The 24,226-nt window shown below is 59.7% G+C and carries 28 protein-coding genes and 1 tRNA gene; 5 read left to right on the forward strand and 24 right to left on the reverse strand.

The features are described 5' to 3' along the window. Nucleotides 1-116: 116 nt before the first annotated feature. From FHT79_RS13465 to FHT79_RS13530, 14 genes are all read right to left on the reverse strand, one after another. Nucleotides 117-2,045 carry a hypothetical protein gene (locus FHT79_RS13465; protein ID WP_183903453.1) on the reverse strand — a complete coding sequence of 643 codons (1,929 nt, stop codon included), beginning with the start codon at nucleotides 2,043-2,045 and terminating at the stop codon, nucleotides 117-119. Further along, a complete protein-coding gene (locus FHT79_RS32150) occupies nucleotides 2,033-4,348 on the reverse strand; it encodes a hypothetical protein (RefSeq protein WP_246713991.1) in 2,316 nt (771 codons plus the stop codon). Before FHT79_RS32150 ends, FHT79_RS13465 begins: the two co-directional genes overlap by 13 nt. Further along, nucleotides 4,348-5,349, reverse strand: coding sequence for a tail fiber domain-containing protein (locus FHT79_RS13475; protein WP_047615928.1), 1,002 nt, complete (start codon nucleotides 5,347-5,349; stop codon nucleotides 4,348-4,350). Before FHT79_RS13475 ends, FHT79_RS32150 begins: the two co-directional genes overlap by 1 nt. Further along, on the reverse strand, nucleotides 5,333-5,731 hold the full coding sequence (locus FHT79_RS13480; RefSeq protein WP_183903454.1) for a GNAT family N-acetyltransferase: 399 nt from the start codon (nucleotides 5,729-5,731) through the stop codon (nucleotides 5,333-5,335). Before FHT79_RS13480 ends, FHT79_RS13475 begins: the two co-directional genes overlap by 17 nt. Then, nucleotides 5,728-7,551 (reverse strand): hypothetical protein, encoded by a 1,824-nt coding sequence (locus FHT79_RS13485; protein ID WP_183903455.1) that lies wholly within the window; start codon nucleotides 7,549-7,551, stop codon nucleotides 5,728-5,730. Before FHT79_RS13485 ends, FHT79_RS13480 begins: the two co-directional genes overlap by 4 nt. Further along, nucleotides 7,548-8,255, reverse strand: coding sequence for a hypothetical protein (locus FHT79_RS13490; protein ID WP_183903456.1), 708 nt, complete (start codon nucleotides 8,253-8,255; stop codon nucleotides 7,548-7,550). Before FHT79_RS13490 ends, FHT79_RS13485 begins: the two co-directional genes overlap by 4 nt. Before the next feature lie 14 nt (nucleotides 8,256-8,269). Beyond that, on the reverse strand, nucleotides 8,270-8,842 hold the full coding sequence (locus FHT79_RS13495) for a hypothetical protein (protein WP_183903457.1): 573 nt from the start codon (nucleotides 8,840-8,842) through the stop codon (nucleotides 8,270-8,272). 71 nt (nucleotides 8,843-8,913) lie between these two features. Continuing rightward, nucleotides 8,914-9,699, reverse strand: coding sequence for a hypothetical protein (locus FHT79_RS13500; protein ID WP_047615936.1), 786 nt, complete (start codon nucleotides 9,697-9,699; stop codon nucleotides 8,914-8,916). A 21-nt stretch (nucleotides 9,700-9,720) separates the two neighbouring features. Beyond that, nucleotides 9,721-10,692, reverse strand: a complete 972-nt coding sequence (locus FHT79_RS13505; protein WP_047615939.1) for a phage major capsid protein — start codon at nucleotides 10,690-10,692, stop codon at nucleotides 9,721-9,723. A gap of 18 nt (nucleotides 10,693-10,710) precedes the next feature. After that, nucleotides 10,711-11,811 carry a hypothetical protein gene (locus FHT79_RS13510; protein WP_183903458.1) on the reverse strand — a complete coding sequence of 367 codons (1,101 nt, stop codon included), beginning with the start codon at nucleotides 11,809-11,811 and terminating at the stop codon, nucleotides 10,711-10,713. 35 nt (nucleotides 11,812-11,846) lie between these two features. Further along, nucleotides 11,847-12,158, reverse strand: coding sequence for a hypothetical protein (locus FHT79_RS13515; protein WP_183903459.1), 312 nt, complete (start codon nucleotides 12,156-12,158; stop codon nucleotides 11,847-11,849). Nucleotides 12,159-12,171: 13 nt separating this feature from the next. After that, nucleotides 12,172-14,289 carry a hypothetical protein gene (locus tag FHT79_RS13520; protein WP_183903460.1) on the reverse strand — a complete coding sequence of 706 codons (2,118 nt, stop codon included), beginning with the start codon at nucleotides 14,287-14,289 and terminating at the stop codon, nucleotides 12,172-12,174. After that, nucleotides 14,289-15,863, reverse strand: a complete 1,575-nt coding sequence (locus tag FHT79_RS13525; protein ID WP_183903461.1) for a terminase — start codon at nucleotides 15,861-15,863, stop codon at nucleotides 14,289-14,291. The genes FHT79_RS13520 and FHT79_RS13525 overlap by 1 nt, the downstream gene beginning before the upstream one ends. Then, a complete protein-coding gene (locus FHT79_RS13530; RefSeq protein WP_183903462.1) occupies nucleotides 15,829-16,302 on the reverse strand; it encodes a terminase small subunit protein in 474 nt (157 codons plus the stop codon). Before FHT79_RS13530 ends, FHT79_RS13525 begins: the two co-directional genes overlap by 35 nt. Before the next feature lie 268 nt (nucleotides 16,303-16,570). On the opposite strand from FHT79_RS13530, the gene FHT79_RS13535 reads away from it, so the two are divergent. Together FHT79_RS13535 and FHT79_RS13540 are read left to right on the forward strand one after the other, a co-directional pair. Then, on the forward strand, nucleotides 16,571-17,209 hold the full coding sequence (locus FHT79_RS13535) for a hypothetical protein (RefSeq protein WP_183903463.1): 639 nt from the start codon (nucleotides 16,571-16,573) through the stop codon (nucleotides 17,207-17,209). Nucleotides 17,210-17,240: 31 nt separating this feature from the next. Next, nucleotides 17,241-17,456: a hypothetical protein gene (locus FHT79_RS13540; RefSeq protein ID WP_183903464.1), complete on the forward strand. Its 216-nt coding sequence runs from the start codon at nucleotides 17,241-17,243 to the stop codon at nucleotides 17,454-17,456. A gap of 137 nt (nucleotides 17,457-17,593) precedes the next feature. Here the strand turns inward: FHT79_RS13540 and FHT79_RS13545 are convergent, their stop codons facing one another. From FHT79_RS13545 to FHT79_RS13575, 8 genes are all read right to left on the reverse strand, one after another. Next, entirely contained in the window at nucleotides 17,594-18,256 is a 663-nt protein-coding gene (locus tag FHT79_RS13545; RefSeq protein ID WP_183903465.1) for a transcription termination/antitermination NusG family protein, read from the reverse strand. Continuing rightward, on the reverse strand, nucleotides 18,253-19,281 hold the full coding sequence (locus tag FHT79_RS13550) for a hypothetical protein (RefSeq protein ID WP_183903466.1): 1,029 nt from the start codon (nucleotides 19,279-19,281) through the stop codon (nucleotides 18,253-18,255). Before FHT79_RS13550 ends, FHT79_RS13545 begins: the two co-directional genes overlap by 4 nt. A 65-nt stretch (nucleotides 19,282-19,346) precedes the next feature. After that, nucleotides 19,347-19,814, reverse strand: a complete 468-nt coding sequence (locus FHT79_RS13555) for a hypothetical protein (protein ID WP_183903467.1) — start codon at nucleotides 19,812-19,814, stop codon at nucleotides 19,347-19,349. Next, nucleotides 19,811-20,092, reverse strand: a complete 282-nt coding sequence (locus tag FHT79_RS13560; protein WP_183903468.1) for a DUF6074 family protein — start codon at nucleotides 20,090-20,092, stop codon at nucleotides 19,811-19,813. The genes FHT79_RS13555 and FHT79_RS13560 overlap by 4 nt, the downstream gene beginning before the upstream one ends. Further along, entirely contained in the window at nucleotides 20,089-20,913 is an 825-nt protein-coding gene (locus FHT79_RS13565) for a helix-turn-helix domain-containing protein (protein WP_183903469.1), read from the reverse strand. Before FHT79_RS13565 ends, FHT79_RS13560 begins: the two co-directional genes overlap by 4 nt. After that, complete coding sequence (locus FHT79_RS13570; protein ID WP_183903470.1) at nucleotides 20,910-21,089, reverse strand: hypothetical protein; 180 nt, start codon at nucleotides 21,087-21,089, stop codon at nucleotides 20,910-20,912. Before FHT79_RS13570 ends, FHT79_RS13565 begins: the two co-directional genes overlap by 4 nt. Continuing rightward, nucleotides 21,086-21,418 carry a hypothetical protein gene (locus FHT79_RS32155; protein WP_246713993.1) on the reverse strand — a complete coding sequence of 111 codons (333 nt, stop codon included), beginning with the start codon at nucleotides 21,416-21,418 and terminating at the stop codon, nucleotides 21,086-21,088. The genes FHT79_RS13570 and FHT79_RS32155 overlap by 4 nt, the downstream gene beginning before the upstream one ends. A gap of 105 nt (nucleotides 21,419-21,523) precedes the next feature. Further along, nucleotides 21,524-21,706, reverse strand: coding sequence for a DNA-binding protein (locus tag FHT79_RS13575; RefSeq protein WP_183903471.1), 183 nt, complete (start codon nucleotides 21,704-21,706; stop codon nucleotides 21,524-21,526). A 198-nt stretch (nucleotides 21,707-21,904) separates the two neighbouring features. On the opposite strand from FHT79_RS13575, the gene FHT79_RS13580 reads away from it, so the two are divergent. Beyond that, entirely contained in the window at nucleotides 21,905-22,444 is a 540-nt protein-coding gene (locus FHT79_RS13580) for a hypothetical protein (protein ID WP_183903472.1), read from the forward strand. A gap of 20 nt (nucleotides 22,445-22,464) precedes the next feature. Here FHT79_RS13580 and FHT79_RS13585 read toward each other — a convergent pair whose 3' ends face one another. Then, nucleotides 22,465-22,722, reverse strand: a complete 258-nt coding sequence (locus tag FHT79_RS13585; protein WP_246713995.1) for a helix-turn-helix transcriptional regulator — start codon at nucleotides 22,720-22,722, stop codon at nucleotides 22,465-22,467. Nucleotides 22,723-22,848: 126 nt separating this feature from the next. Between FHT79_RS13585 and FHT79_RS13590 the strand changes: the two genes are divergently transcribed. Together FHT79_RS13590 and FHT79_RS13595 are read left to right on the forward strand one after the other, a co-directional pair. Further along, a complete protein-coding gene (locus FHT79_RS13590; RefSeq protein ID WP_183903474.1) occupies nucleotides 22,849-23,718 on the forward strand; it encodes a hypothetical protein in 870 nt (289 codons plus the stop codon). Continuing rightward, on the forward strand, nucleotides 23,715-23,996 hold the full coding sequence (locus FHT79_RS13595; RefSeq protein ID WP_097545495.1) for a hypothetical protein: 282 nt from the start codon (nucleotides 23,715-23,717) through the stop codon (nucleotides 23,994-23,996). The genes FHT79_RS13590 and FHT79_RS13595 overlap by 4 nt, the downstream gene beginning before the upstream one ends. A 150-nt stretch (nucleotides 23,997-24,146) precedes the next feature. Here the strand turns inward: FHT79_RS13595 and FHT79_RS13600 are convergent. Continuing rightward, nucleotides 24,147-24,223 (reverse strand) — tRNA-Arg (locus tag FHT79_RS13600). Between the last annotated feature and the right edge of the window lie 3 nt (nucleotides 24,224-24,226).

Below are 24,226 nucleotides of genomic sequence, written 5' to 3' on the forward strand. Positions count from 1 at the left end.
TCGTGTCGGGCGTTGACGCGCTGAGATATGTCGTTGGTGAAGATTACAACGGCGGTGTTATCGCCGGCGTCCTATATGTGATCGGCCTCTATTTGCTTATTTGCTGGGTCGATCCGTCATCGCGTCCGCGCGGTACCGGCGTTCAGAAGCAGGGCTTTGACGACCGGATCGACTAAGGTCGGCGTCGTTCCCATTCCCTTTGCTCTCATCAGCCCTTCGACCAGCTTTTCTCGTTGCTCGCCGATAAGAGCCCGTGCCAGGCTCTCGCGGGTGACGTTGCCGGTGTTGCTCGACATCAGTGCCTTCACGATGTCGTCGACCTTGTCGATAGCGGCCGATCGCGCTGCACCGAGAAAGCCGCCGGCCTTGAATGCTTCCTTGACACCAAAATTTCCACCGCCGCCACCCAGCTCGTTCTGAGCTGCAAGGCGCGCCGCGGTTTCGCTGTTGCGGGTCACTGTGTTGGCGGTATCGGCATAAACGCTCTCATTATCGAGCACTTTGAACAGCCGCTCCGCCTTCTCTGGACCGAACAGGGTTGCGAGACGCGCGCGGTTCCAATCGCCCTCTCCCTTGATCAGCCTATTCATGGCGACGATATCGTTGGAGTTGGTGCCGACTATGCGGTCAATCTCGGCTCTGGCCCCCTGAGACAGCCGCAGGGGGACCGCAGATGGCCCGATTTGCATGCCCTGCGGCTGGACGCCTTGCTCCACCTCTGCGGCAAGCTCGGATGGCCGTGGCGCGGTCCGGCCACTATCCAAAACCTGCTGACCCCGTGTCACGGCCTCGTCCTGGCGGGCGAGTTCGGAGTAACCCGCATCAAGCTCCTTGATGCGCGGGACGGCGCGGGTGAGGCCGTCGTCGAGCATCTGGCGAGCTTCCACCAGTGCGGAGATCACCTTCGGATCAACTTCCGTCTTCAAAAGGCCGTCGATCGCCTGCCGGGTCTGGAACATCACGGCGGGATCGGTCGACAGAACATTGGAATCCGCGATGTTCAGCATGCCTCTAACCTGCCGCAACCGCGCCTGAGCGGGACCGCGAAGCCGGCTGATGTCAGCCTCCAGCGCCGATGCAATTGGCTCGGTATTGTACGGCGTGGCCTCGCGGAATGCCTCACGATAGAGCGGCGAATGAGCATGCTGGTTTACGGCGATATCTGCCTGGATCTCCGATGGGACGATGTTTCGACCCGTCGTTTCGTCGATCGTTTGACCAATGCGGGCATTGGCGCCCGCGGCACGATCGGCGAGCGTGGTCCGAATCGTCGTCTGCGCCGGCCCGGGCGTCGCCGCAAGCGCGCCGGCCTGCTTCTGAAGGTTAGGTCCAAGGTCTGCCGGAATAGCATCGGGACCCATCTCCATCAGTTTGCGGGGCAGCGTCGACGCGTCGATACCGTCATCGGTGACCGCACGCCGGAAGTAACCGAACGCCTGCGGGTCCATACCCGCTACTTTCGCCGCCGTGCGCGTGCGGAGTGCATCGATAAGCGACCTGGCGCCGGCCCCAATGACCTTTCCGGCCACGGGACCACCCAAGCCAAAGAGGCCGCCCAGCATCATCCCTTCCTTGATCTTCTCCGCGTCACCCTCAGAGCGAACTCCTGCATCTGCGCCCCCAATGGTAGCGCCCGTCAACCCAGAGATACCCGAACGCAGGAGCAAAGTTCCGCTGCCTGCTCCAAACGCGGCAGGGGCAGCCATGATTGCCGGAATAGTCCCGGCAACGGCTCCGGTTATCTGCGCACCCTTGTCGACGATCGGGTTCGCTTCTTTTTCGGCCCTGTTCGCTTCATGGATGCGATCCATTACCTGATCGTAGGTCTCGTCCGAGAACGCCGCGAGCGTCGCCGCTGCAGCCCGCTCGGTGCCGCCGCGGATCATCGGCCCAACTATTGGAATACCTTCGATGAGACCGCCGACGCCCGTTCTGGCGACTGAAAGGGCATCATCGGCCGGCTGTCCTTGCTGCTGGCTCTGAAGCCTCAGCCGCGCGGACGCGATTGCCAGAGCCTGCTGCTGTTCAGGTGTCATTTCTGCCATAGTTTACGCTCCGCAGGCGTCATTGCGCCCCATACATCAGCCGGCACCCCTTCCGGCGGCGCACCTATGCCCGCCGCAGGCGGCGGCGTCAGGCTCGGCACTTCTGCGATATCCCCGAGGGTCGGCAGCACGTCGGCCTCGTTCATACCGCGCCGGCTGATGATGCCTCGATACTGACCGATGTCGTTGTCGAGTGCTCCCCGATAGGCGCCCATGCGGCTGCGCGCCTCGGCAAGGATTGCCTGGCGCGTCTCCGGAGTGAGTCTTTGGCCACCGTTGACGCTGTTGATTATTCCCGAGAACCAGTCCGGCAGGCTCGCCGTGTTGTTGACCATGACCATTTCGCCTTCACGGACAACCGAGTTCGGGTCCATGATTTTGCCCAGGCCGTAAACAAGATTCAGGTCGGAAGCCTTGCTGTCTGTCTTGGCCGTGTCGATCATCGACTGGAAAACCGGTGCTGCCTGCTGATAGCTCTTGTAGGTCGGAAGGTTTTGGACCTCCTTGCGCAGGTTCGACACGTCTTCAGGCTTATAGCCGGTGCCCTGATACACGACGCGCTCCTGGCCGGGGCTGAACAGCGTTTCGCCAGACTGGACGACCACCGGCTTGTTCTTCTCAAGATCGAACTTGTTTCGCTCGAGATCGATATTGGCCTGCTCGGTCGCTGTCGGCGTGTTGCGGTTTGCCTGCTCCTGCTGGAATTTCTCGCGATCAAAATCGAGCTTAGCTCGATCGGCTTGCGACATTTCCGAACGATAAACTGGCGTGAGCGTGCCGGTGCGCGGGTCGCTGCGGAGCACTGTCCCATCGGGCAGCGTCTCAAACCCATACTCAGGCGGCTTCGTCAGGATCTGCAACTGCTGTGCCGCCATGGCTTTGACCTGGGGCGATGCGTTCGGATTCGTGATGGCCTGCACCAGCGCTTGAACGCGCGGGTTCGCCATCGGGTTCTGTGCCTGCTGGGGTGCATTGTCCAGCGCCTGAGCGAGACGTGCCTGTCCCGAGTGCTGCGCCTGTGCGATCTGCTGAGGGGATGCGGGTTGACCGCCTCCAGTTGGTGCCGGAGGGAAATAGCCCTGCCCCGGAACATCGCCGCCCATGCCAACGCCTGAACGGTCTTGAGACAGAGAGGGCACGCTGGCAACGTTCGGCGCTGGTCCGACTGTCGACGTGGGCAATGGGGACAACGCAGCCTGTGGGGCTCCCTGTGGCGGCATGACCTGTGCCGGATCGGAGGCGCGCATCTGCCCTGCGGCACCCGGCATGGGAATGCCGATCGATGGGTCAAGGCTTGCAACTTCGCTGGGAGCGGATGCGGTAGGCACTGGAGGCGCATCCGGGCGGCCGGCCGTTGTTACCCTCGGGTCGACATAAGCGGGCGTCGGCGCCGCAGGCTGAACATTCACCGGCGGCGGCTGGAGCGGAGGCGCAGGAGCTGCGCTTGCGACTTGACCGCCAGTGGGTGCCATAGCGCCGGATTGAAGGTCGGCCACGATTTGCGCCATTTCGGCATCGGGAACGTTCTTGAACCCCTGCCATTCCGCCCGCAGCGCCTGGATCTTCCCCGGCAGTGTGTCGGCCGATGCGATGCGCTGGCGGGCGAGATAGGATGCGACCCGATCTTGAGTGGCTTGGTCATACGGCGCATTCGGATCAAGGCCCAGGGCACCAACTGCGTTCCGCAACGTCGTGCCGACTGTCTGATATTTCCCGACTGGAGTTGCTACACGACCAACCTTGTCCTTGACATACTGGGCATACGGTCCGCTCGGGTCGGTGAAGGCCAACACGTCCCTGATCGGCATCTGCGAGATAGCCGTGCCTGCAAAGGGGCCATTCTTTTGAGCGTGGCCGAACAGGGTATCGTAATCTCCTGCCCCCTCCGTCTTGTCGACGGCAGCCAGGAACGAGCTCGGCAGACCGCCGCCTGTCGAGGCCATGGCGACATTGCCGGCCGCATCCACCTTTGGCATGGACGAGCCGGTGGCGCCTGGAGTGGACGGCTTGTTGCCGCCACCGAATATCGACGACAGGAGCCCGGCCGGCTTTTCAGGCGGAGTATAGGGTTGGCCGGTGATGGCAGAGATCACCTGAGCGTCGGCGGCGCGCTGATCCTCGCCCTGCTGCCTGATCGCCAATCCACCCATGAGGGCTTGTGCCATCCGGGCGGCACCTTCCCACGGGGATTTGATGGGGCTAGTGTCGGTGCCCTGCTGAAGCATTGCCGCGGCGAGCCGCTTGCGCGCGTCGGTGACGTCTGCCTGGGACTGGCCGGTGTCCCCGCCGAAGATGAAGCCCATCACAGCACTCCCGCGTAGTTGACCATTTTGAACCCGCCTGGACCTTCGGCAACGGCATCAGGAGCAATCGCCTCCACGTCATCGGCCATGAAGCCGACGTGCCGGTCATCGCCCCAGACATATTTGTAATCGTAGATGGGGAGGCCAGAACTCGTGACGCCGATCTGATGGACGTCGCGCTTCAGCCGGCGATCGGACATTGCCCAGCCGCCGAGCAGCGACGATCCCAGTCCGAACAGACCGCCCATGGCGGCGTTAGACTTGGCCACTTGCTGGTTATAAGCGCCCATCTGCTGATTATAGTTCTCATTGATCAAGCCGGCCTGGTCGACAGTGGGAAGCTGCGTCGTTGGCGAATTCACATAGTTCGGCTGGTTGACCTGCGATCCCGACATCAGCGCCGAAATCTCGTTCAGCGGCTGGTTGCGCTCAGTGAGGATCGAATTCTGAGCGTTGGAATACATATCGCCGAGGTATTGATCCGACGCCGCCTGTTTGCGCGTGCTGAAGTCCCGCATGGCGTTATTGTAGGCCGCAGAACCCATCGAAATGCCTTTATCGGCCAGGCTCTGATCAAGGCTTGCCTGATCCCTGTCCCACTGGTTGTTGAAGCCCCCCTGCCAATGGTCGTTGACGTATTTGTCAACGTTCCCCGAACTGAGATCGACGTTCGTTCCGAGGATGCCGGAGACTTTGGCCGTCTGCTGGTTGGCGAGCTTCGCCAGCCCCAGCTGGGTTTGTTGTGACTGGTCGTAGATCGCCTGGTTCTGCGGTGAATACGACTGATAGGCCGAATAGGTCGGTAGCTGATAGGTCTTGCCGTTCTGGTCGGTCATCGTCTGGTAGCCGCTGACCTTGTATTCCAGCGAGCCGTCGGGCGTGTACTGGTTGGTGTGGCTCAAGCCCGCATTGGCAATGGCGGTGTCCACGTTCGTGGCCGTCTGCGCCGCTGCGGTCTGTGTCGGATCGGGCGCTTTCGGCGCCTTAGGCGTGGAGACCATAGGGGAAGTCCTCTTTCAAAATTCCGTAGAGCAGCGCATCGCAATCGCCGAAGTAAGCCGTCTGGCGCCCTTCCAGACGCGCGCCGAGCCTGTCGAGCGCCTTCTGGGCCTGCGCGTTGTCCGCACGAGTCCTGAACGTCGCTCGTCGGCACCCAAGTTGCTCGACGACATACTGGAAAGCCGCCCGCATCAGCGTGACGGAAAGCCGATCAGCCGCGAGCGAAACCTCGACATCGTGCTCGGTCCAGACGTTGAACACATAGCCCGCGATGATCCGACCGCCCTGAACCTGAGCAATGGCCGTAAAGGGCGGATGGAATGTCACCCCAATCTTGCCGCCGACCCATGCCGCGATATCCTCGCGAGGCTCGGTGACGATCAAATCGGAGCACCTTTTTCGTAGAGGACAGAACCGCCGATAACCGCCGCTTCAGACACAGAACCGGACGCGCCGGAGATCAGAGCCCGGATTGTCGGCGCCAGCGCTGAACCGGCGCCGCCGGCGGAAGCAAACTTCCGTACAAACGAGGTGCCCGGGAATTTCGACACTCCCCAAATGGCGGTGCCCCACTTCGCCGCGGCGTTGTTCTCGACCGATGACAGGAGCGCGGTCGGGATCTTCGTCTGGTAGTCCACCGAAATCCCGGCATACATCATGGTCGAGACGCCGATCTGTCCCGTGACGCCGATCAGCTTCGAAAACTTGGTTGCCATGTCTTCGCCGTACCGGTTCCAAGCCCCGACCATGAGAGCATCGATCGCAGCGCCGTTATCATTGGCCCCGACTTCCGCTTCGTAGACCGTCCCGTCAGCCGCGCCGAAGAACAGCCGGTCCCGCCAGGTTCCCCAGCAGGAGGCAGCAAGCCCAACGAAACGGCACCATGCCCCTGTCTCGGTATTCATGACGAACTGATACGGCCCGAGCGACGACGGCAGATTGACGATTGCCATCTGACGAGATGGGAAGCTCGCGAGTTGCCATTCGTCCGAGGTGGTGCCGGCAGTCGCCACGGTCTCGCGCCAGGTCGGGCCGATCTTCGCCGTGATGGCCCCGAGGCTCGTTGCGCCTCGATCGAGCTGCACGGCCTTGGTGATCGGCACGATACCGTCAGTGGTCATGATGGCGAGATCGGCACCGACGGACAGGAAGCATCGATCGGTTCCGAGCGGCCGCCCGAGCTTGAACGTGCCGAGCAATCCCCAGTTCGTCGAACTGGACGGGTCGGAGCCCTGATATACGATGATCTCGCCCTCAGACGACATGAGAACAAGGCACTGCTGCAGGCCGGTGGAAACGGGGATCGTCCAGACCCCGATGGCAACCAGCGTGCCGCCGTATTTCATGTTGCCGCCGACCGGGAGCACCGTGGCTGTACCGCTGACAGCATCCGTCGCGAGATACCAGACGTTCGTCGAGTTCTTTTCGATGAACCAGAGGCGAGACCGGTAGGCCGTGAGGGCGATCAAGAGTGACGAGTCCGAAATGCCGGTGATCATCGTCGATGAGACATAAGGCGTTGCGGTGGCGCCGGTTTCCAACTGCGCGTTCGTCACGGAACCCGCCACCGTGAGAGTGAGCGTTCCCGCGGCCGGGGTGAACGTCAGCGTGACGCGGTTGCCAACGCCTGTGCCGTTCAAGACGCCTGCAAACGCCCCCGAGAGCGTGACGGAGCCGGTTCCGAAGAAGCTCAGGGTATATTGGACCGCCTTCACAGCAACGTTCTGCGTGGCAAGCGTGGCAGTCCCGACCAGCATGTTGTTGGTCCATGTCGTGCCGTTGTACAGCAGCGGCAGATCGAGCCCGTTGACGAGGCGCAGATACTCCTGCCCCGCCGGGTTGGTGTATTGCTGGACAGACCAGTGGGCGCTGGAAAGACCGGACACGACGGCGGCACCGACTGCACCGCCAGCCGTCACGTCGAATATCTTGCTGCCGGCAGCGGCAAAGAGCCGGTTGCTCACCCCGACATACGGGATAACCGTCTCGACCTCTGCCCCGAGCCCGGTTGCGAAAGCGTTCGATCCATAGCGCGCACGAATGCGGTTTGCTTCCGGGAAGAAGTTGTCTAGTAGGAACGCCGCGTCCTTCGGCATGTCCGCCATCTCAACATCGGTTCGCCAGCCACCAATAGGCGCGATCCAATCCTTGCTGGGTGAGACGCGAGCGGTGCGCGGCGTAACGCGAGCGGGCTGTCTCGTCATGGGCCAGGCACCACAATCGTTCCGGGCCAGTAGTTATCCGGAACCTGTCCGCGGTTCGGCAGAGAGATATCCATCGGCGCTGCGGCACGGTCGGCACCGATCGCCGACTCCTTGGCCCTCTCGAAGTTTTCGAGCTCCTCGGCGTAGTCGAGACCCTTGGCGCGTTTCCAGCGCCAGATCAGCGAAAGCTCGAGAAGGTCTTCCGGGAAGCGGGAGGTGTCGGTGTCGTTGGCCCAAGTTTCGGCATAGGTCGTGCCGCCTGTAAGCGCGATCCAGTTTTTCGAGACGTATTCGTAGCGGATCGTTTCGCTGATATCGTTTGGATAGAATGCCAGCTTGCCGCCAAGCATGCGCCATATCTGCGGAACCGGGTTGGAGTTCAGGATGGTGAGGCGTTCCCACGTCTGCGGCTCTACCGGCCCGTTAAGCTGCCATAGCCGGGAGACGTTCCAGATCTTCGAATTCTTGACATAGCGCGCCCAATCGGACGGCGGCTCGGCGGGCTCCGGTATTGTTCCGGTTGCTGTGAAATCCCGGCTCACCACAAGCGCAGACCAGTCATGGTCTTTCAGCAGATCCTTGCCGGCGCGATATGACAGGACGCGAAGCTGCCCGATTTGAGGGTCAGCCGAAGACATGACAGCCGTCGGTTGGTCAAGATCGATCTCCGCGCATACGTTCTGGATAATGGTCAGCAGCGACATGCGCGGATCTCCGATTAGGCGGCTTCGCGGCCGCGGCCCTTGCCGCCGCCCTGGCGTTCGGTTTCAAGCGCTTCGAAGCGGGTCGCCATCTCCTTCATCTGCTCCTGCAGGCGGGTGACCTCACCCTTCAGGCGCTCGTTCTCGGCGGCGAATGCGGATGCGGCGCTGGAGTTCTCAGCGGTCGCCAGATAACCGCGGGCCGCGGCGGTGAGTTCGTTCGCACCCATGCCGAGCTTCTGCTTTGCCGTATCGGAAAGCGCTGCGAGCTGCTCGACGGTGTAAATGTTGATCGCCTCCAGCTCTTTGATCTGGCTGGGCTTGAGATAGGGCCATTGCGCCAGCGGCGTGCCGGTCAGCTGCTCGCGGGCGGCCGCGCCTTCCTTGAAGCGCTTGTAAGCCTCAGAAAAGCGGAGTTTGTCGTTCTCAGTCACCTCGCGATAGACTTCGGTGTGTTTGTCGCCGGCGATGAAGATGCGGACGAATTCCTTGTCGGCGAAGATCGGACGCCCTTCCTTCTCCGTCAAAAAGGTCTGCTCGACCGGTTCGAGGCTGAAGGAGGCGTAAATACCAGTGTTGTTATCGGCCATGGTGATTGTCTCGCTGTTGATGGCGGGGAAAAAGGAAACGGGCGCCGAAGCGCCCGCCACTGATCGGTGGTTTAGTTCACTTTCGACAGGTACGGACGCATCAGCGTAGCTTCGAGCACGCCCGTTGCCGTGACCGTGATGCCGGTGCCATTGGCGGTGGCATTGGCGGACATGGTGATGCTCTGGACCACGCCGCTCGGGGTGTAGTTGATGCTGCTGATGGTCGTGGAACCCGGAATGCCGGTTCCCGAGATGGATGCGCCGATGAACGGCCCACCTTCCGGGGTGACGCTTCCGAGAGCGGACAGCACAGCGGAGCCGTTGACGGTTGTCGCTGTGAACGTCTGGTTGGCCGCAGTGAAGTTGACGCCCTGGATCGCCTTGCTCGATGCCGTCGGCGATGCCGGGGCCGTTGCAAGACCAGCAGTCGCCGTGGTCTCCGCCACGACAAGAGCAGCAGTCGCAGTGGTGACGAGTGCCGGAGCTTCGCCGTTGCGCTGGATCCAGATGTAGTAAGTGCCGGCCGCAAGGCTGATGGCCTGTGCCGGTCCACCAGACTGCGTCGGGGCCTGGTTTGCCCCTGCGAAGACACCGCAGCGATTGCCGACCACGGCCGCTGCCGTGGTGAGCAGCGAGGCGGTATAGTCACGGTCCCATTGGAACCATTGACCGGGCTGGAGCGTGGTGGTCGATGCAAGAACGAGCTTGCAATAGACCCACTCGGATTCCTTGTTGCCGCCAGCGACGGAACCAAGAGCGAAGTTCGGCCCGGGAATACCGGAGCCGGAAACGATCGGGCCTTCGACGACGAACGGGTTCGCGCCAAGACGATCGGTCTGGGAAGTTGCGATGGTCATTGGAGTTGATCCTTTCTCGACTTAGGCGAACAACACGCCCTGCAGGAAGGCGTTGTTCATGGTGAGGTTGCCGGCGAAGCCCATGAGTTGCACGAAGGCATCCTGGTTGGTGTTCATGCGCTCGTCGCCGATCGGCGCCATGTCGCGGTCGCGGTGCGGGCGGTAGAACAGGTACTTGGTGTTCAGGAAGAACATCTGGTTGAGAGGCGCGCCGCCGCCGAAGCCGCCGTCGAAGATCACGTCGGCGCCCATGTACTGGAGTGACTGGAAGCCGGCCATTCCCTTGTCCGCCGAGGTGATGCGCTGGATCGCCTGCAGCGATTCCCAGTAGAGGCGGAAGAAGTTGTTGTCGGCGACGACGAGATCGGGCGCGTCGGAGCCGCGAACGCAGGACATATAGAGCCGGTTCATGTAGCTCTGGATGTTCGTCGTCGATGCCGCCGCACCGCCATCGGCCGAGGCAGAGAATTTCTGGTTGCGCCAGAAGCCCCAGGTGGCGCGCGAAATGCCGCCGACGGTGCCCGAGGTCGGAGAGGTCGAGATCAGCAGCTGCAGGCCGCCGATCTGTCGCCCGCCATCGGCCGTGCCGTCGGAATAGCAGTCGAGCGCGATGTTGTTCTTCAGCGTGGTTTCGGCGTTCTCGATGCGCTGCTCAAGCAGATCGAGGACCGCATCCTCGCCGGAGTTCTGCAGCTGTTCGAGACCCGACATGGAGACGGCGACCGCGGCCTGCTTGAGGTCGTATTCGGCAGCGGTGATGACGTCGGAGGGGGCCACGTTCAGAATGTCGTATCCCGAATATCTGCGATAGGTCGAGTTTTCGGCATATTGCAGCTCCTGAACGATGGTGCGGCCGCCCGAAACGGGCTTCTTGCGGCCGCGGCTGTTTAGACGATTGAGAAGACCGTTGTTCTTCGTCACGTCGTCGGCGACCGTGCCGCTGCGGTTGCGCAGCGTCGTGGTCACGATTTCAGAGAGGTTTGGGGAAACCATGGATCACTTTCCTTCTGGTCAAACGCGACCGCTGGCAGCGTGCAATGCGCTGCGGAGGGAGTCGCGGATTGAGGTTGGTTGGCCGGCGCCGGCGCCTTGGGTTGGCCCAGGTGCGGAAGAGCCGGAGATCGATCGGGAGGCGCGGCGGGCCTGATCTGCCGCTGCGGCCCTTTGGGACGTCTGGTCTTGGACTGTGTTCGCCGGCGCAACCTGGCTGATCAGTTGCTGGCGAATATCGGGACGCATCCAGCATGCGGCGTCGTAGGCGTCCTGGAGGCTCGATGCTCGCCCTGTGCTGATGAGGGCAACCATATCGTCCAAGACGGCTTCGGCGTGCTTGTTTGCTGGATCGGAAACGAAGGCATTGACCTGAGTTTCAGTGTCTCGCTTCCGGAGAATCTGTTCAACCGTTGCCTCAACGTTGACGGGCTGAGGCTGTGGTTGCTGTTGAACCTGCTGCGGCTGGCGCTGCAGGATCTGATTCGTCTGACCATTGACGAGGGCAGAGAGATTTACCCCAGCAATCTTGGCGACGTGAATAACGGTGTTGACCGGGTCGCGGATGAGCGACTGCTCCCAGTCGATCGCCTTGCGCATGACATCGGCATGCGTGATGCCGGCCTGCTTGACGATAGGCGTGAATTCTTCGAGCCCCTTATAGTCCTGAAGCACGCGAAAGCCGTTGTCGACCTCCTGCTCGCGCTTGGCGACGGCGGCCTGAACCTCGGGCGGCAGGCCTGCGAACTGAGCCTTTGCCTCTGCGGACCAGCCAGGCGGGACACGGTGGGCGTTTGCGGCCGGCTGCTGCTCTGCTGGCTGCGCTGCGGCAGGAGCAGCCTGTTGGGCTGCTGCAGTGGCGTTTGCTGCTGCCGGTGCATCTCCGGGCTTTGGCGCTGCTGCTGCGGCCGGCTGAGCGGCTGGAGCGGTTACGCCCTTATCCCCATCCTTCGGCGCGAAGCGTCCATGCTCGTCGCGCTGTCGGTCACTGCCAACGGATGTCGTTGCCGTTTCGGTGCTGTCGAGCGCGGCTTTGAGGCTGTCGCGGATGCTTAATGGCTTTTCGGTGGACGTGCCGAGGTCTTCGCTGCCGTTGCCGGCCTCGTTAATCAGGTCTTCCATGTGGATTGCTTCCTATTTCGGGGATTGATGCCCGTTCAGGCGTTGTATTCGGCGTGAACCCGCCGCAGTTCGTTTCGGATCGCCTTTCGATCCGTCTTCGGCTTCTCGATCGGCTGCGGCTTTTCATTGCCAATCTCGACCACGCCGGCCGCCCGGTAGGCAGAGCGCAGCTTGGCTTTCGAGGTGTAGTGCCTTCCGTCATGCATCGACTGGATATCGATGTTGTCGCTGACGAAATGCGGCGCCGGCAGATCGGACTGCGCCAGGTTGTCAGCCGGCATGCAGTTGTGCGGCCACTTGTCGAGCTGGTGCCAGCCGCCACAGATCCGGCAAAAGCGTTCTCTCATGGTTCAACCTCGTTCACTGGTAGGCTGGCGGCTGTTGCTGGAACTGCTGGAGCGCCTGCGCCGCCATGTCGCTGCGCGCCTGCTCCACCGTGGTCTGGTGCTCGATTTGCGCTTGGGCAACGCTCAGCTGGGCCTTCTTTTCCTCAGCGCCGGCCTTCACCTGCGCCGTCTTCAGATTGATCATCTGCTCGGGCGTGGGCTCTGGCGGAGGCTTTGGAGCGGTCGCTGACTGCGACAACTGCGCGCCGACCTGCTCAAGCGTGTTTTCGAGCTGACGCCCTGCCCTGAAGCCACGGGCGGCGAATAGAAGTGTCTCGACCATCACAGGCACCAGCATCGGCGTCTGCTGAGCGATAGCCCCGGCCTGCTGCATGAAGCCGCCGACCATCTGCACGAATTCCATGCGCCGCTGCTTCTCAGCATCCTCGTCGGGCTCGATCGTCGAATCCGTCTCGATGTCGATCCGGAAGCCCCGCACACTGTCATTGCGAAGCAGCTGCACGACTTCATCGATCGTCGGCTGCTCCATCATCTTCTGGATTTCCGGCGGCAACTGAGGAGGCTGCGGCGGAGGCGCGGGCTGGCCCATCTGTTGCGCTCTTGCCGCCGCCTGCTGCTGCATCATCTGCTGCTGTTGCATTTGCATCTGGACCTGCTGCTTCTGCGCTGCGGTCGGAAGCTGAATGCCGCTGACGAGCATCAGCGTTTCCGGCTGGAACTGGTCGCAGATGATTTCGCCAGCGAGGTTGACGATGTCGCGGGCAAATCTTGCCAGTTCAGCCTGGCGGTCGCGGATGCGGATAGAACCCCACTGGCTCTTGATGCGCTGCGCCGTCGCCGTCTCGGATGCTTGCGTGTCGCCCCGGACGATGTCGGAGATGCCGGTGATCTGGTAGACGTCGTCAATAAGCTGCTTGCGCGCCTCTATGCAGGCGACGATGACCTTTTGCACGTCGTCGATCGGCAAGGTGACGATGGCTTTCGAGCCGCCCTTGTCAGTGAAAGCAGCCCATTCCGGGATCGGCACCATCACCGTGTCGTTTTCCGGCCGCATCGCCTTCTCGATCGCCGGCGATACCGAGCCATCACCGGACGGATAGAAGATTTTCAGGCGCAGCTGATCCGTCAGCTTGTTGATCCGCTTCGTCAGCAGATCGATTTCATCGCACTGGCCCTGGTAATAGACGTAATCCGGCACTGGAATAAGCGAGCTCGTCGACAAGGTGCCGAATGCCGGACGTGGGCAAGGCCAGAAGCCCTTGAGCTTCAGCGGCGGTTCGGATACCTCAAGCGCAACCGGCGCGCATTCCGCGATCCAGACGGTGTAGTTTTCGCTCTTGCACCAGATTTCGATGACGTTGATCTTGCCCTCGTTCTGAGCGCGTTCGGTCTGGTTTGCGCCTTGGCGGGAGCCCTGACCATCGGCGTTCAGGCTAGTCCGCCCTTCCGGGAACCGCTTGTCAAACTCCTCATCTGTCATCGGGACGCGGCGCGCCACCCAGGTGACATCTTTCCAGCGCCGCGCTGGCGAGTGCAGGAAATCCGACCAGTGCACGTAGTCGACGCACACACGTTCGTCGGTGATCTGCTCAAGAGCGGGTCCGCCATTATCGCCCATGCCGCCACTTAGAAACCCTTCATCCGCTGGCGGATCGGAAGGCTCGACGCCCATGTCGATCGGCTCGAAATCGGCCTCGTAGCGCAGCCAAACCGTGCCCCGGGCGCAGAGCAGGAAGTCGTCCCGGACCGCGCGCATGACCGAATCCAGATCGGCATCGTCCGCAGTGAAGGCAAGGTTGCGCTCCACAAGCTCGGACGCCATCCGCGCCACCGGCTGAGCGTCCTTGAAGCGGCGCTCGACGACCGGCTGCGGCACCCGAGCATAGACGGCCGGCTGCAATACCGAAGTGTTCGCCCACAGCATGGGGAACTTTCGCTTGGCACTGCTATTGCTGGTGCTGTCCTGCCCGGACTGCTGCAGGTAGATCTTCTCAATCTTCGTGCAGCGATCGATCCAGGATTTGAAATAGCGCTCAGCGCGTTCAAGTTCGCCCTGCCACTTCTGTCCGACCTTCGCGAGATCCCACGGGTCGTCAGCCTCCAGCGATGCCAGCCCTGTCGTGCTATTCATCAAACGCGCTCGCTATCAAATGTCGGTGTGGAGTTGACGAAGTCGTTGAAGGTCATGGTCTGGAACGTCGGCAGCCGCTTTGGTTCTGGCTTCAATGGTTCGGCCGCCAGGCCGGTGAAGATGATAGCGAGGCCGCCGAAAGCGTCGGCGCCGTGCGAAGCCCAGTTGTGCAGCGGCTCATCTCGGAACACGCCAAGATCCTCGTCCCACTCTTTCCGGTAGTTGCGCAGGCACTTCACGCCCTGAGCACATCCGGCCTGGTCAAACTCGACCTTCGCCAAAATGCGCCGGGTACCGCTGATGCGGTCATGAACGTAGGCGCGCTCGACCTTCCGGACGGTACCGAGGTTTCGAGCCTTGACCTCCTGCAGCATGATCTCGATGCGGGTCATACCGCCACGCGTCCACTCTCTGACGCGGATATCGTGCGGCATATTATGGACGCCATAGACGTAACCATGCTCTTCGGCGCGGCGCTCCAGCTCGTCGAGCATGCCATCCATGCCGGTGCCGGTGTGTTCGAAGTAGCCGATCATCCGGACGCGGCTCGGGAGGACCTGGAAGAGCCAGACGCTGTTCGTGTCGTCCATGCCAATGTCGGATATCGTATGCACCGGGTAGCCGGCCACATGAGGGAAGATCCCGATGCGCTCCTCGGCGTCGGCGACCGCCATCTGATCCGAATAGTAAGCGCCCTCTACGCTGGCTTCGAACGCTTCCGCCGGCGACGATGGATATTCGCGCTTCATGTCGCCGAGCTGTGTTTCAGCCTTTTTGACGTACCAGGCTTTCTGCCCGTCTGTCAGTTCGATGCCCTGGTCGGCCAAAGTGCGAAAGTATTTGGAAAAGGCCTCGGTGATGATGACGCCCTCAGGCGCGATCGAATACTGCGGTTCCTTCCACCACGGGAAGAAATGGAACTTGAAATCGAGCTCCGTCAGCTTCGACGACTGCCGCTGCTTCACCTGAGCGTCTTCGCAGAGGGAGTAGAAATGCCCCTCCTGCCCTTCGGCAGTGCTCTCGACAAACACCAGCTGGCCGGCCTGCACGGTATTCAGAGCGCCGGTGCGGACTTCCCTCGCCTTCTCGGGATATTTCGCGCAAAGCTTTCCGTACTCTGAGATGTGCAGGTACTGCAGCGTGCCAGACCGGAGCGAAGTGCCGACACGGATGCTGGAGTTATTGCCCAGCAGCAGTTCCGTCTGGTTGTCCCTCATGATCGGGACCGCATCCCGAATGCCCTCAGGCAAATTGTCGTAAGGGTATTTCACCTTGTCCCGGAAGATGGTCTGCGCGTCGCCTAAGGTGTGAGCAATGGTGCCCGCGCGAATGTCCCGATTGAATACGCAGGCATCGAGCATGAAGATCTGGATGAACGTGGTCAGGCCGAGCTGGCGCGCCTTCAGCAGCACGTTCAGATAATGCATCTGCTCGAAGAACGTCATCTGGGCCCAGTTCATTTCGAACCGGACCCGTTTGCCTTCCTTGTCCGTGATCCAGTAGAGGTTGTTCAGACGCCAGCGCCAGTCCGAGAACTGATCAACTGCCGTTTGGAAGTCCGCGGGTTTTGCCATTGATAGCTTCCAGCAGCTGCGACACCTCACCAGTCACGCCGTGTTCAAGCTCGACCTTGGCGCCATACTTTTTCGGCTTCAGCTTCTCGGCAATCCATTGCCGGGTTGCGATGCGGAGCTGCGAGCGACGAAGAACCTCGCCGTTCTCCTGCCAGCCGGTTGTTTCGCCATCGGCGTTCTTCTTTTCCATCCAGTCGTTCGTGCCGTCGTCGGCAATCTCGACCATCTCGTCTACGAAGCCGTCAGCCTGGATCTCGCGCGCCTGCGCATACTTGGTCCGAAAAGCGGCTTTGTCGTCATCAGCCAACCAGGCAAGGACGGTGGATTTCGCCGGCATAGCGTCATCCCGGCAGATCGAGCGGAGGCTTTCCCCGTCAGCGATACGTTCGCAGATGGTGCCCGCCAGGGACTGTGTGAACTTCGTGGGTCTGCCTGTCATGATCCCCTGCCTTCTGATCGGCTGGACGTGTGGTGATGAATGTGGGCTGAAATACCTCGTTGGCGTTCAGCAGTATCCCGATCTCGTTCAGCGGGATGTTCTTGGATTCGTCCCGCGAGACTGGAGCAATCGAAGGTCCATTACAGTGCTCCTTTAAGTTTATCCGTAAGCTGCCGCCTATCGACTCTTTCAATTTCCTGATGCAAGCTGTGATTGTCTTTACGCGGGTGAAGAACAAAGGGGCATACATCAGACCGGAGGGGGAAAAGTGCCAGTTACTTCAGAACAGTTTCGCTTTGGAGCGGTAACCGCCGCTATATCAGCGATAATCGCAATTCTGAGTTCCGTTGTCGCGCTTTACAGTCAGGTCTCAATCGCCATCGGGGGGGTTGTGGCGGCTCAGATTCAAAGAGACTTCGCCCCGGTGGGAACGGTAGTCTCTTCGGTTCTTCCTCCTCCAGACTTCGCGAAAGCAACTGGGGAGCAGGAAGGCGCTGCACTCACTGTTCGGAAATGGATACTAGCTGATGGCAGATCCGTTAACGGTACGGCCTTCGCAATCCTGACCAATGATAAGCCAGTGCCAAACCTCAAAGGTATGTTCTTGCGGGGGATAAACCCCGATACTGGAAGAGTGCCAGGAAGCGTCGAAGAATATGCAACGGCACTCCCTATGCGCAGCAAATTCACCGGAGAGACCAACGTAGTCGCCGACCATAAACATTCGGGCGGCGTTTCGTTCGGCGGTGATCAATACGAAGCAGGCGGCAATGACTATCGCGCCGTCGGGACGACCGAAACAGGTTTCGCGGGCGCCCATCAACACACTGTCGAGATAAACGGCGGGGGCGATGCAGAAACGAGACCGAAAAACGTCGCGGTATATTTCTACGTAAAAATAAACTGAGCTTACGCCCCATATTAAAGGAGAGCAGAGGATGCCAGTCTATGCGGTAGAGTTGAAACGACCGATCGAGCAAGCGGGACACCTAGCCATTGCGGACGAGCGGTCGCTGATAGATCTGGCGGCCACCCTTCACGGTGCAGGTTTCATAGAGACCACCGATGTGACCGCCTACTCAGGTCGCGCTAAGCGCGAAAGAAGAATGGTCCTCTTTCTCTGCGATGTAAGCCGGATCTACGCGGACGACTGATCTGTTTTGCAGTGTCGGATACCAAGAATCGCATCCAATTCTGGGCGCATTTCTTCCATCGCGCCGAATGTATGGTTCGGCAAAGTGGCCGCCGAGTTGTTCTTCGCCCTAAGGCGGTCCGGCTGAAACACCACAAATCACGCCGCAGATTCTAGCGTGATATCATTCTTTGTGCAACCTTCTTCCTGTTTTTCCAACAGATCCAGTTCTTTAAGAAGCGCTCGGCAATACTCCCGAGTTTTCGGGGGCAATCCGTTGATGGCAGCTGACGCCATCATGCGCAAAGGCATCTTCTTCCGGCGCCCCTTCGGAAAGATGAGGCCAATCTTGCGATTGATGTCCCTGCGCCTGTGTTCACGCACGTCAGCCTCTCCATTCCGCTTCATCGTCTGATGCAGGTCACGTTTTTCCATGTCTGCGGCGTAGAGCATGACCATCTCCCTGTCGGTGAACGACGCCAAACCGTGATGCCCGCCACCTCTCATGAAGTGCGAGACATAGCTGAACTGTTTGATCGGGTCGAAGCCCATCCCGGGAACCTGCACAAACGAATAGCCTGGAAATAGTGGGAAGCGCTTCTCGATCAGACGGTTTGTCCTCTGATGCCGAACTACGGTCCAGAACGACGGCGTGAAAACCGCTACGCCTCTTTCCCGGCATTCTCGTTCGACCAGCGTTTCTCCAATCCTTTCCTCGATCGCCTCGTTTACCGCTTTTGCCATGCGATGGCCGCCCGGCGCGACACGGATTAAATACCAGGCGACGCTAATCGGTGGCTTCGTCAGCATTGATGTGTTCAACCGAAAATCTCCATAATGCCCAGGTTCGATATTTCCTGTTTCGTCGGTAGCCCCATCAACAGATCGCCCGGATAGACTACCGACCATTCGTATCGGCCCGCATAGCTTTCAACGACGGCGTCGATCCGTTCGCCTTCGCGGGCAAAGCTGATCACTGTGAATGGAGAATTGCCGGACTTGCTCCATTGCTCCAGAATACGAAGGTTGGTTACTGTGAGAAATTGAGCAGCATCCTCGATCTTATCTCTTAGTGCGGACATTTTTTTAAGGTTGATGGATGCCGACCGGCCTCGCTTGATGATCTCACGTGACGCCGCTCCCTCACCGTCGCTGATTTGCCAGTTTGGCAACGGTTTTTTGATATCCTGACAAATCGACATCAGCTTCTCAGCAGTGCTTCCTGGATCAAAGTCTATGGAAAGAAATTCCAGGCCAGCCACTGAGCTGGACTGCACACCAGCTTCCCGCGACGTGAACACTCGACCGCCGATCGATACAAGGTCACCGTGAAATGAGCTGGCGAAGCCCGCGGCTTGGACGTCGATGTAAGCTCGAAGCTGACTTAGTCGCTGACTCACGCCGTAAAGGGTGCGGACAACTGAACTGATCTGCGGTAACGCGCCCTGAATCTGAGGCCACTGCTCGATAAACTCAGCGCAAGCCGCTTCGATCTTGAACAGGCGTTCAGCGGCCGAGTAGTTGTCACCGAGGTAACGCTTGGCGCAGCTGTGCCCGATGAACCGGACAACATGCTCGTCAGGAAACCACGCCATCCTACCCTTCCCGAACTTTGGCGAGGTCGGCGAGCAAAGTGGGCATGGAACCCTGTCGCCTCCCACCCGAAGCGACATCGGAACCTTGACCACATCCGAAAGTAGAGTGACAGAAGCATCTTTCGGTGGCTTGGTATTCGAAACGCTTTCGAAGGTCTCGGGGGAGCCCGTGTCGGCAATATGCCTTCGCCATGATTCAATATAAGCGAGTGGTGGGCGCGCGTCGAATACCGGAAATGCCTGCAGTTCCATGCTCTTCGCCTTTCGGAAGAAAGGTCTAACATAAGGTGATTCTGCAATTTCTGCGTTAGATTGGATCATCGAGAACTCCCGCATTCCAAGTTATTCACAGCGCGGATAGCCTCCTTCGCTGCTTTCTCGGCCAAGTACGTTGCCGGATCGATGCACTTCACTGCAGAGGCGGCGCCGAACGCGCCGAGCTTGTAATCCCGGAATTTTCGTTCGCCGGCCGGATCAAATTTAGCTGCAGCGACCGACCGCACCCAGCCAGGCGCCTTTGCGGCATTGACCTTCATCCGCTGCTCGTCTTTGGCCGCCTGCCGCCTGCTAGCCTTCTTGCCATTGCGCTTTGCAGGCTTCTCAGGCCTGCCCCAGAGAACCTTCTTATTGCTGCGAGGCTTGCCAGGCATCGTGTCGTGGTCGATACGGTCGAGCGCCGACCAAGCCGCAGCGTTCGTCTCATACGGACCAGACACGACTTTCCCGCGCTGGTCGGTGATTTCGAACTGGCCGGCATCGTTCCGGCCAACCGTGATCCGCGTCATGCAGCACCTCCTGGACGATTATCTTCGGAAACCTCCGGACGCCAGGTAGAGCCAAGTTTCCGGCATTCCTCGTGAATTGTGCAGAGGAATGCGGAACGCTCCTGATCAATCTTGTCGCTTTGGATAAACGCTGCGAACAACTGTCGCTCGTGAATCTCGATCGCACGGTTCAGGAAATGATTGGCTTCGCGTCTGGTCCGAGCCGCCGCCAACTGAGCAGCAACTTTTCTGGCGTGCCCCGATCGGAGCCGGGATGGGAACGGGATGATCAACGTCATGCTGCGTCCTCACGCTCAAATTCTGTCTCAATGAGGCGGGAGGCTCTTCCCAAGATGGGATCGCCCTGCTGATGTTCACCACCGCCTTGAGTATGGATCTCTCCGAGGCGCGTCCTAATGTTTTCAGCTAACTCTCGGCTGAAGAGCCGGCCGTTCCTTACTTCGCGGTCCAGATACGCAAGGAACCCGGCATCCTCCTTTGTCGCGAGAATACGAGATCCCACCACATCGTCTGAATGCGCCTTCTTGCCTCCCAAATTTATACCTTCAAAGCCTTCAGAGTGAAAAACAGAGATAGGTGCGTCGGCTTCCGATTCATCGGAAGTGACGCCGTCCCGGAACATGTGTTTCTTCCTAGAGTTCTCTTCCAAGAATTTAGGCGCAATTTTCTGCACCTGTGGAGGCGCAATTTTCTGCGCCTGGTGGGCGTAGTTTTCTGCGCCCCCTCTCTTGCGGCGTTCCTCTTTACGCTGCTTCGAGGTGACAACAATCGTTCCTGTTTTCGCGAGGTTTTCATAGTTCGCCACCAGGTCGCTTATCTTGCTCCAATTTATTTCATAGGACGTGCTTTCGTTTTGCCTCAGGTACCTGGACATAAAGCGGCTATTCACGAGTTGCTGGACGGCCGTCTGGATCGTTCTGCGCGAGAAACCGGTCTCGTCGCGCAGTCGAGCTTGCCCAGGGTCGCAACGACCCGTGGAGGCGTTCGCATGCCAAATCAACCATGCACCGATCGTTCTGGACGCAGGCGCGAGGTCTGGCATCCAGTGCAGCGCATATAGGGCCTGCATCTTTTGGCCCTTGGCCGGAGCCTTGGTCATTGAAAAGCCTCTCTCGATACTCGGATTTTTTGCGCCAGTCCGCAGGCTTGCGCCGCTTGAAGCGCCGATAACTCAAACCGGCGCCGGATTTCAGGAACAACGTCGGGACGAGGATCGCCATTGGCAATCCACTGCGCGGCCTCGGCAACCTTGGGATCTGCGGGCAGTTCCGTCATGCAGCCACCGACGCGTTTGCATCGTCAGAGGCTTCGATAACCTCAATGCAGCTCCGTAAAAAATATCTGGCATGATAGCCAGGATAGGCGCCATCATGTTTCTCCTGTTCCGTCTCGATCATGAGACCGTAGCCGCGGAGCTTCCAGACGTAATGCGACCACCGCGGCCCTGGTTGGTCGATCGGCGTGCAACCGGCATCGCCAGAGGCCATGAGTTGGCGCAAAGCCCAGCACTCGCGGCCAACGACGGTTATGGGCAACTGATTTGGCTCGCCGCTGCCTAAAATCTTGACTCGGATGAATGCGCGCGGCTTAGTAGAACTGTGCATTGACGATCCTTTCGTTGATGTTGGAGGGCTCGCGAAAGCGAAACCAAATCGAGGCGGCAGGGGTTGGGTCGCCAAACTTAGGCCCTTGCTGCTTCGTCACGGCTGTCATGCAGCCTCCGTTGCGCGCTTGCGCTCCCAAGCAATCAGATCTGCTTCTTTGAAGCGCCTGATCCGGTTGATGACGATTGGCCTTGGAAAATCCATCCTTTCGTTGTGAAGCCAGCGCCACAAACTCATTTCCGATATTTTGTACCGCTGCTTCACCTGAGATGCGGTAAGGTACTCCATGCGTCTTCCTTTCTTTCCCGTGATTTGTATGCTCAAGATTACCACGATATACCCCGGTGACCAAAGAACAATCCACGAACCGATCCCACGATCCCCTTATGTTCTGGCTTGTGCACAAAGAAATCCACAAAAAATCTATGCACATGTCCGGGAATATGTTCCTAGCTCGTTGCAGAAAATGTTCCTTGGGTGAAAAAGATGGCCGATAGCCCCAAAAACGTTCGCTTCCAGATGATGATGTCGGAAGAGGAGGCCGCAGCACTGGACGATTGGGCGGCCGAAAACAAGCTACGCTCTAAAGCCGAGGCAGTGCGCCAGTTGTGCGAGATAGGCTTAGAGGCATCCGCGAAAGCGGATACCCTGGAGCAAGAACGCCTGCGCCTTCTCCATGTCAAAAGGCGCGGCGCCCAAAAAATCCAAGGATTGAAAAGGAGGGTCCGCGAGAGCAACGACGAGGTCGAAAAGCTGAGGCTGATGAACCGCGGGTTAGATGCACTTGCCGAGATTTTTGAGGAGTTGGTTGATTGCTCTGAAGAGTTGGCCGTTCTGACGATACGCGCCGTGGCCCCGGCTGTCGCCAAGAGGATTCAGCAGGAATCCAGGGGCGCGCTCACCGACGGCGGTTGGCTATCGGAGAATGAGCCAGCAAAGAAGGAAGAGGACATGCGAGCGCAGCTTCAGGCATTACAGGCGTTAGCCAACCGGCAAAAAGGGGGTAGCGACCCCGATCGTGGGTGAAGCGATATTCGCTCCGCACGTCATGGTTGGCCGCTCTTGATCAGACGAACGCCGGGGCCGCCATCGCTCTGACCTTCGTCGACAATGACAACACCGGCACGCTTGAGAGCGTCAACCACGGCATCAAGAGTATCCGTTCGGACGCGGATTCGCTCGGCCCCCGCCCCTTCCATATTCCGCACGGTGTTGATGCCGATGGCGGCCTTCTCGGCGAGCGCCTGCTGGTCCATCCCCACAAGCGCCCGCGCCGCTCTGATCTGATTTCCTGTGATAGCCAAAACAAGCTCCTGCATACGACTAGTTGGATAATTTACACAACTAAGTGTTGACAGCAACCTATTTCTGTAAGATGGTTAATCCACACATCCTTATGTGTATCGCAACCAACTTCAGGAACTCCCATCATGCCGAACACATCGATTCCGGCTACCGCCGAAGGTATGCCCAATGCCACCCGCCGTGCCCTTCTTTGGGGTCTCGCCGCCGCCTCGACGGCCGCAGCGGTCGCCGTCGCGCCTGATGCGCATGGCGCCGGCGTCGTCCGAGCGCCTTCCCTTGCCTGCGACCAGGCAGAAAACCCCAAACTGATCTCCGCATACGACAAATTCTATGATGCCTGCGCCGAGCTGAAAGAAGCGCAGGACGCGTTGGAGTGGTTGGCGGATGAGTGGCGCCATCAATGGCCGTTGGCACCCGAGGAACTTTTGGTGAACGCAAACGCACAAGACAACCGCCACAGCACAGCCGCCGAAAGAGACATTATCGGCCGCTTCCTGCTCAGAGACACGAGCACCGTGACGAAAGGGCTTTCACGCGAATTCAGGGAGAAGACCCGGCAAACATGCTTCACGCTGCTCACAAGCGAAAAAGCGCGGGAACTGCTCGACCGATGGGAACGCCACGCGCCCAAAGGCCGCACGGAAAAATCACTGGCCCGCAACGTGGCCTTCAGAGAAGAGGCCATAAAGGAATGCACCCGCGACATTGGTCTTGCCGAACGGTATGAGGCGCAAACGGCACGTCTTCGTACTATTTCTGGTGTGGATGCTGCGCAGGCGCGCGTGAGAGATGCTTCCACTCGCATGCGGAAGGTAGCCGACGAAGTCTCCCGGTGCGACGCTCGTACCATGACGGGCTTGGGGATGAAGGCTGATGCCCTCACCGTAACAGCCAGTGAACTCATGAAACTCACGGAGTCTGACGGCACACCACTTGGTCAGTTCGCCCGGTTAGTGAAATCCGTGGCGGAAGTTGCCGGGAGGGTCCCCGTATGAGCAACGTGGTCCAGGAGCTGCGGCGCGAAACACTGGAGGGGTACATCGAGGAATTGATCGCCCTGCTCGATCTTCTGGATGGCGACGAGAACCTGGAGGCTGACAACGACAACGAACCCAGCCTCGGCGCCCCGGAGCATATAACGCAAACCCATTGGTATATGCCGGTGGGTTCGGAACAGACCGACCTGGAAATCGAAGACGAGAATGACGAGGACGGCGGCGATGCCGAGCCGAACGGAGACGAGCTGGACAGCAACTTTTCCGAAGATGGATAGTGAGTCGTGCCGGAAGAAAATTCGATCAAACCTCGGCCGCCGTCACAAGCGAGCCGGGGTTTTTCGTATAGCGAAACGCCGCTACCGTTACCCCCAGCGTTACCCCAGAGCCGACACGAGAGTGAATGTGCGAGTAAGTTATTGAAATGGTGGCGACCCCTGCAGGAATCGAACCTGCGACAACCTGCTTAGAAGGCAGGTGCTCTATCCAGCTGAGCTAAGGGGCCGTC

The sequence above is a fragment of the Rhizobium sp. BK212 genome (genome assembly GCF_014197475.1).
Lineage (GTDB): Bacteria > Pseudomonadota > Alphaproteobacteria > Rhizobiales > Rhizobiaceae > Rhizobium > Rhizobium anhuiense.